This is a genomic window from Cupriavidus basilensis (assembly GCF_029335485.1).
Classification (GTDB): domain Bacteria; phylum Pseudomonadota; class Gammaproteobacteria; order Burkholderiales; family Burkholderiaceae; genus Cupriavidus; species Cupriavidus basilensis_E.
On sequence record NZ_JARJLM010000718.1, the window covers coordinates 51502 to 57696 of the forward strand.

The following is a 6195-nucleotide window of genomic DNA, read 5'->3' on the forward strand; positions in this document are numbered from 1 at the left end:
CCATTCCATTCATAGCGAAAAGGTGATTCCCATGTCCTTCTTTAAGTCCCTCGCGGCCGATGCCGGCCCTCCCGTCGTCTACAACAAGTATCCGGAGATATACGGTCCCTGGTCAGTGATGAGCCAGGCGCTGATGAACGGTCCCTCGCCCCTGAGCCAGGGCGAGCGTGAGTTGATCTTCGCTTATGCGGCCGGTGTCGCTGGCTGCAAAATGGTGTATGTGGCGCACTCCGAGGTGGCCTATGCGTGGGGGATTGAACAGGGCTTGGTTGATCGCTTGCTTGAGAACCCGGATAGCGCCCCCGTCGAAGCCCGCCTGAGGCCGCTGCTGGCGTTTGTACATAAGCTGACACTGACGCCCAACGAGATGTCCCAGGCCGATGCCGATGCGGTATTCGAGGCCGGCTGGGACGAGCAGGCCCTGCACGATGCCATCGCCGTGACCGCCCGCGCGACCTTCATGTCACGACTCGTTTCGGGGTACGGCTTCCAGCCGATGTCCCGCGAACACGCGGCCAAGCGCGCGAAGCAGCGGATGGAGCAGGGCTACGTGAACCTCTATCCCGCCTTCCGCGAAAGCAAATAAGAGCGCTGTCTGTGCCACAACGTACCGCCGATCAGGCGGTACGGCATTCCTCCGCAGGCGTCCATCCAGCTAGGCACGCCGCTCGCGTCTTGCTCCCCGCCCCACCGCTCGTCATCTCACGGCATTTCATCTGCATGGCGTCAGCCCATTGCAACGACAATCCTCCATCCTGTCGTTACAAAGCACATGGGTGTTCTCGCTAAATACAGTTCCAGAACACATTTCAAGGGTATAGCCCGGGGTCGGCATCGCCTCGGTGGTTGCCACCCCTTGCGCCAGCGACGGAGGCAGCTCAACCTGTGACCTCGGGTGGATCAGGCATGCGCATTGCTTAAAAGCCTTGTATCCGAAACACACCAATAACAACGAGCTTGGCCGCAGGCAATTGGCCAGCAAGGAGACATGTACGCCATGAAAAAGCTCATCGTGAGTCCGGCAGCGGAAAAAATCGACTACATCGTGGTGGGTGCCGGACATGGGCTATGACCGGATGGCGGTGGTGGACACGCAGCTGCGCGTGCACGGCGTGGCGCGGCTCCGGGTGGTCGATGCCTCGGTGATGCCAACCGTCACCTCCGGCAATACCAATGCCGCCGCCGTCGTGATTGGCGAGAAGGGGGCGGACATGATCCGCGCCGATGCCACCGCGATGCGCGACGCCGAATGATCACCGCGTCGGTGGCTCTCCCGCCCCGGACGCATTTTCTCATCACAGAATGACACACTCCTATCGACATCCCATGTTCAGCAAACTTGAAGCCGAATTTCCCGAGCACCAGTCCCGTCCCGCAGGCGCGGATCTCGCCTTGAAGGGACTGAAGGTCGTGGACTTCACGCATTTCATCGCCGGACCCTTCGCCACCATGGTCCTGGCCGATATGGGCGCAGAGGTTATAAAGATCGAGGCGCCCGGCAAAGGGGACGATTTCCGCCAGTACCCTCCGTACGAGGCTGCGCTGGGCGGTGGCGCCCCGTTCATCTGGACCAACCGCAACAAGCGCAGCATCACACTCGACCTGAAGTCGGCGGAAGGAATTGCGGTGGCGCGCGAGCTGATCGCCAAGGCCGACGTGGTGGTCGAGAACTTCTCAACCGGCGTGATGGAACGGCTGGGTCTGCACTACGATGCCTGCCGCAAAAGCAATCCCGCGCTGATATTCTGCTCGGTATCTGCGTATGGTCGCACCGGGGCGTTTTCCGACCGGCTGGGCTTCGATCCCATCGTACAGGCCGAGAGCGGCTTCGTGTCGATGAATGGCTATGCCGACCGCGAAGGCGTGCGCGCCATGTCGTCGGTGATGGATATCAGCACCGCGATGCTGGCCTGCAACGCCATCCTCGGCGCGTTGGTGGCGAGAGGGCGGACCGGTGAGGGCCAAGCGATAGAAGTGGCCCTGCTGGATAGCGCGATCCTGATGACGGGTTATGCGGCGATGCAGCAGCTCTTCACCGGAGTCGAGCCATCCCGCCACGGCAATACTAGCCCCGACACCTGCCCGTCAGGCGTGTTCAGGTCGAAGGACCGGTCCTTCTTCATCAACTCGGGTAACGACAAGATCTTTCAGCGCTTGATGAGGCAGGTGCTGAACCTTCCGGAAGTCGCAGCCGATCCCGCTTACGCCACCGGGCGCGACCGCATCGCTCGACGCGGAGAACTGTTCGCGCTGCTGGACGAGGCATTTGCCCAGCAGCCGTGGGATCACTGGAAGGCGCGCATGCGCGAGGCAGGCGTGCCATGCGGGGAAGTCCGCACAGTTGGCGAGGCGTTGCGCTCTCCAGAGGCGCGCGAACGCGGGATGGTGACGCGCATTCCGCATCCGGAACTGGGCTGGGTCCCCAACGTGTCGTTGCCGATCCGCTATTCCGGCACGCCGCTGGCCGATCCGGTGTTGGCGCCACAAGTCGGCGAGCACACTACCGAGGTACTGGCTGACTGGCTCGGCTACGACCGTGAACGGCTCGCGCAGCTCGCACAGGCCGGCGCCTTCGGTGCCGTCGCAACGGGCGCCACAGCTTAGCGACAGCGTGGCTTCGGAGTTTCGGACGGCCTGGTTGACACCAGGCCGTTTCCACTTTGGGCGTCGGCTCATCGCGCGAGGTCTGACCGCTCGCGCTGTGCATTCGAGCTGTCGTCACCGCGCACATGTTGGTGTTCAGCAAGGACACTCCATCGCGAGGTGTCTGCCGGAAATCTGCGCGCGGCGCGCGGAATAGCCCTACTTTCCGCCAGCGGTGGGGCGTCGTAGGACCTGCTCGCGTATTGGCATGCGGCTTGCGTTAAGACGGGATACGACACAACGAACCCATGGAGAGGAATTGATGTACAAGGACGACACATTGAAGGGCCGCGTTGCGCTGATCACCGGCGGTGGCAGCGGCCTTGGACTCGATATCGCCAACCTTTACGCGAGGCTGGGGGCAAAGGTCATGCTGGTGGGGCGCACCGAGGAGAGCGTGCAGGCCGCGGCGGAGGCCATCAACCGCGAAGGCGGGACGGCAGCGGCATGCCGGACCGATGTGCGCAACTACGAAGAGGTCAAGCAAGCGGTGGAAGCGACCGTGCAGCAGTTCGGCGGTCTCGACATCCTGGTGAACAACGCCGCCGGGAACTTCGTATGCCCGACCGCCGAGCTGTCGCCGAACGGTTGGCGGACGGTGATCGACATCGATCTCAATGGCACATTCCACGGGTGCCACGCGGCATATCCCTACCTGAAGGCCTCGTCGCACGGCGGCTCGATCATTAGCATCATCACTATGCTTGGCGTGACAGGCTGGCCGGGTGCGGCGCACGCGTCAGCGGCCAAGGGCGGCATTCTTTCTCTGTCGCGGACGCTGGCGGTCGAGTGGGGCGGCGACGGCATCCGCGTGAATACGATTTCTCCGGGGCCGATCGGCGACACCGAGGGCGTGCGCCGGATGTACATCGAGACGGGACGCGGCGAGCTTGAAGCGAAGAAGACCGCGCTGGGCCGCTTTGGCCGCAAGCAGGACATCGCGAATGCGGCAGCCTATCTGGCGTCGGACCTTGCGTGCTACGTCACTGGTGAGAACCTGATCGTCGACGGCGGACGTTGGCTGAAATACGTCGCTGAATGACATACACGCAGGTCCGCCTGGCGATGAGGAAGTGCCAGAAGTGGACCGAGTACCCATCGAGACATCGCCATCCGCTCGGCGGATGGCAGGCAATTGGAGACAAAACCATGACGGAAAAGATCGTAATCACGGAGCGTGACGGTCCCGTACTCATCGTGCGGCTTTCGAATCCTGAGAACCGCAACTCGCTGACGTCTGCGCTGCGAGAGCAGATCGGCGACGCGGTCGCCTTGGCCGAGCGGGACCGGACCGTTCGTTCCGTGTTCCTGACCGGCGACGGCCCGACGTTCTGCTCGGGCGGCGATCTCAACATGTTGAAGACTGCGTGCGATCCGTGGCCGGTCCACCGTCGCTTTCGCGGCCTGGGGCGTTGGCTGACGCCGCTGATTACACTGGACAAGCCGGTCGTGGTCGGCGTGAACGGGCACGCCGTAGGCGGCGGGATGGGGCTGGCGCTGACCGGCGACGTCTTGATCGCCGGGGAAAGCGCGAAGTTCATGTCGGGATTTTTCCGCCTCGGCGCCATCCCCGACATCGGCATGATGTATCACCTGCCGCGACTGATTGGCATGGCGCGCGCCAAGGACTTCCTGTTTAGCGGAGCGAGCATGACCGCGCAGCAGGCGGCGGAGCTCGGCTTGGTCTCTCGGGTTGTACCGGATGCCGAGCTGCGCGAGGCCGGCCTGCGCGAGGCACAGCGGCTGGCAGACGGCCCCGCCGAAGTCATGGGCCTGGCAAAGATCTTGATGGCGCGCAGTTTCGAAACGACGCTGAACGACATGTTCGCATTCGAGGGGTTCGGGCAGGCGATGGCGATGTCCAATCCCGAGTTCCGTGAAGGGCTGGCCGCAGCGCTTGAGCGTCGCAGCGCCGATTTTGCCGGCGCGGCGGACCGTGATCTCCCGCTCGGGGGAGGCCAGCCATGAGCGTGCAGCTTCCCCAGCCGATCGCCAACGCCGACTCGCAACCCTATTGGAATGCCGCGCGCGAGCGCAAGCTGCTGATCCGTCGCTGCAAGGCATGCGAGGCTCTGCATTTCATGCCCCGCCACCTTTGTCCGGAGTGCTGGTCCGACGAGCTCGAATGGGTGCAGAGCGCGGGTACGGGCAGCGTCCACAGTTTCACCATCATCCGTCGCGCCTCCATGCCCGCGTTCAACGACAAGGTCCCCTATGTGGTGGCCATGATCGAACTCGACGAAGGCCCGCGCATGGTGGCCAACATCGTTGGCGACAATGCGCTATCGGTGTCGATCGGGGACCGAGTCGAGGTGACATTCGAGGAACGCGGTGACGGCGCCATGGTGCCCCAGTTCCAGCCCGTCGCAGCCACAGCAAAGGTCGATCGATGAAGACACCTGCATCGTTGAAGAACAAAGTGGCCATCGTCGGCATCGGCGAGTCCGATATCGGCCGCGTACCGAATATGTCGGGGCTGGGGCTGAACGCACAGGCCGCCAAGCGTGCGCTCGAAGATGCCGGCCTGAAGGTCTCGGACATCGATGGCGTGCTGACCGCGTACTCATTCACTGAGCCCTATTTCATGCTGGGCTCGGTGCTTTGCGAGTACCTGGGCATCAAGCCTCGCTTCAATGCGTCGATGGTGGTCGGGGGCGCGAGCCCGGCCGTGATGTTGAAGCATGCCGCGGAAGCGATCGTTAGCGGACAGGTCGAGACCATCCTCGTCTGCGCGGGTGAGAACCGCGCCACCGGCCAGTCCCGCGACGCCGCCGTGGCGGCGCTGATGGCGGTGGGCCACCCGTACTTCGAGCAGCCTTATGGCGCGTCGATTCCAGGCCTCTACGCGATGATCGCGCAGCGCCATATGCATGTCTATGGCACCACTCGCGAACAGCTCGCTCACGTGGCGGTCATGGCCCGTGACCACGCGTTGTTGCACCCGAATGCCCATATGAAGAAGCCGTTGACGCTCGACGACGTGCTGACGGCCAAGCCTATCGCCGATCCACTGGGCATGCTCGACTGTTGCCTGATCTCGGACGCGGGCGGGGCATTCATCGTGACATCGGCTGAGCGCGCGCGCGATCTGCACAGCCGACCGGCGTTCCTGCAGGGCATTGGGGAATATCACACGCACGAACACCTGATGTGCGCGCCCAGCCTGACCGAGTTCGGCGCCAAGGAGTCTGGGCGTATCGCCTACGAAATGGCGGGCCTGGGTCCGCAGGACATCGATGTGGCGGAGTTGTACGACTGCTTCACCATCGTGCCGATCATCGAGTTGGAAGAGCTGGGCTTCTGCGAACCGGGTGAGGGCGGGGCGTTCGTCGCGGGCGGACACGCGCGCATCGGCGGCAAGCTGCCGGTGAACACCCACGGCGGGATGCTGTCGCACGCCCATGCCGGCGCAGCGGGCGGACTGTTCGGCATCGTCGAGGCGGTGCGCCAATTGCGCGGCGGCTTGGGCGAACGCCAGGTCGATGGCGCCGAGGTCGCGCTCGTGCACAACGAGGGCGGCATCCTGTCTTCCCACTGCACCGTGATTCTCGC

At 63.7% G+C, this 6195-nt stretch carries 6 protein-coding genes and 1 pseudogene; all 7 read left to right on the top strand.

From position 1 onward, the window contains the following. Positions 1-31 precede the first annotated feature (31 nt). A complete protein-coding gene (locus tag P3W85_RS44415) occupies positions 32-586 on the top strand; it encodes a carboxymuconolactone decarboxylase family protein (protein WP_276269505.1) in 555 nt (184 codons plus the stop codon). A 475-nt stretch (positions 587-1061) separates the two neighbouring features. Further along, positions 1062-1253, top strand: a pseudogene (locus P3W85_RS44420) (GMC oxidoreductase); the annotation flags it as partial. A gap of 73 nt (positions 1254-1326) precedes the next feature. Next, entirely contained in the window at positions 1327-2604 is a 1278-nt protein-coding gene (locus P3W85_RS44425) for a CaiB/BaiF CoA transferase family protein (protein WP_276269506.1), read from the top strand. A 301-nt stretch (positions 2605-2905) separates the two neighbouring features. After that, the gene (locus P3W85_RS44430; RefSeq protein WP_276269507.1) at positions 2906-3685 is read left to right on the top strand and encodes an SDR family oxidoreductase; all 780 of its coding nucleotides are present in this window, start codon (positions 2906-2908) and stop codon (positions 3683-3685) included. A gap of 107 nt (positions 3686-3792) precedes the next feature. Further along, on the top strand, positions 3793-4611 hold the full coding sequence (locus P3W85_RS44435) for an enoyl-CoA hydratase/isomerase family protein (protein ID WP_276269508.1): 819 nt from the start codon (positions 3793-3795) through the stop codon (positions 4609-4611). Then, on the top strand, positions 4608-5036 hold the full coding sequence (locus tag P3W85_RS44440) for a Zn-ribbon domain-containing OB-fold protein (protein ID WP_276269509.1): 429 nt from the start codon (positions 4608-4610) through the stop codon (positions 5034-5036). Before P3W85_RS44435 ends, P3W85_RS44440 begins: the two co-directional genes overlap by 4 nt. Then, positions 5033-6195: thiolase C-terminal domain-containing protein (locus P3W85_RS44445; RefSeq protein WP_276269510.1), on the top strand; the 1163-nt coding region annotated here is incomplete at its 3' end. The genes P3W85_RS44440 and P3W85_RS44445, both read left to right, overlap by 4 nt.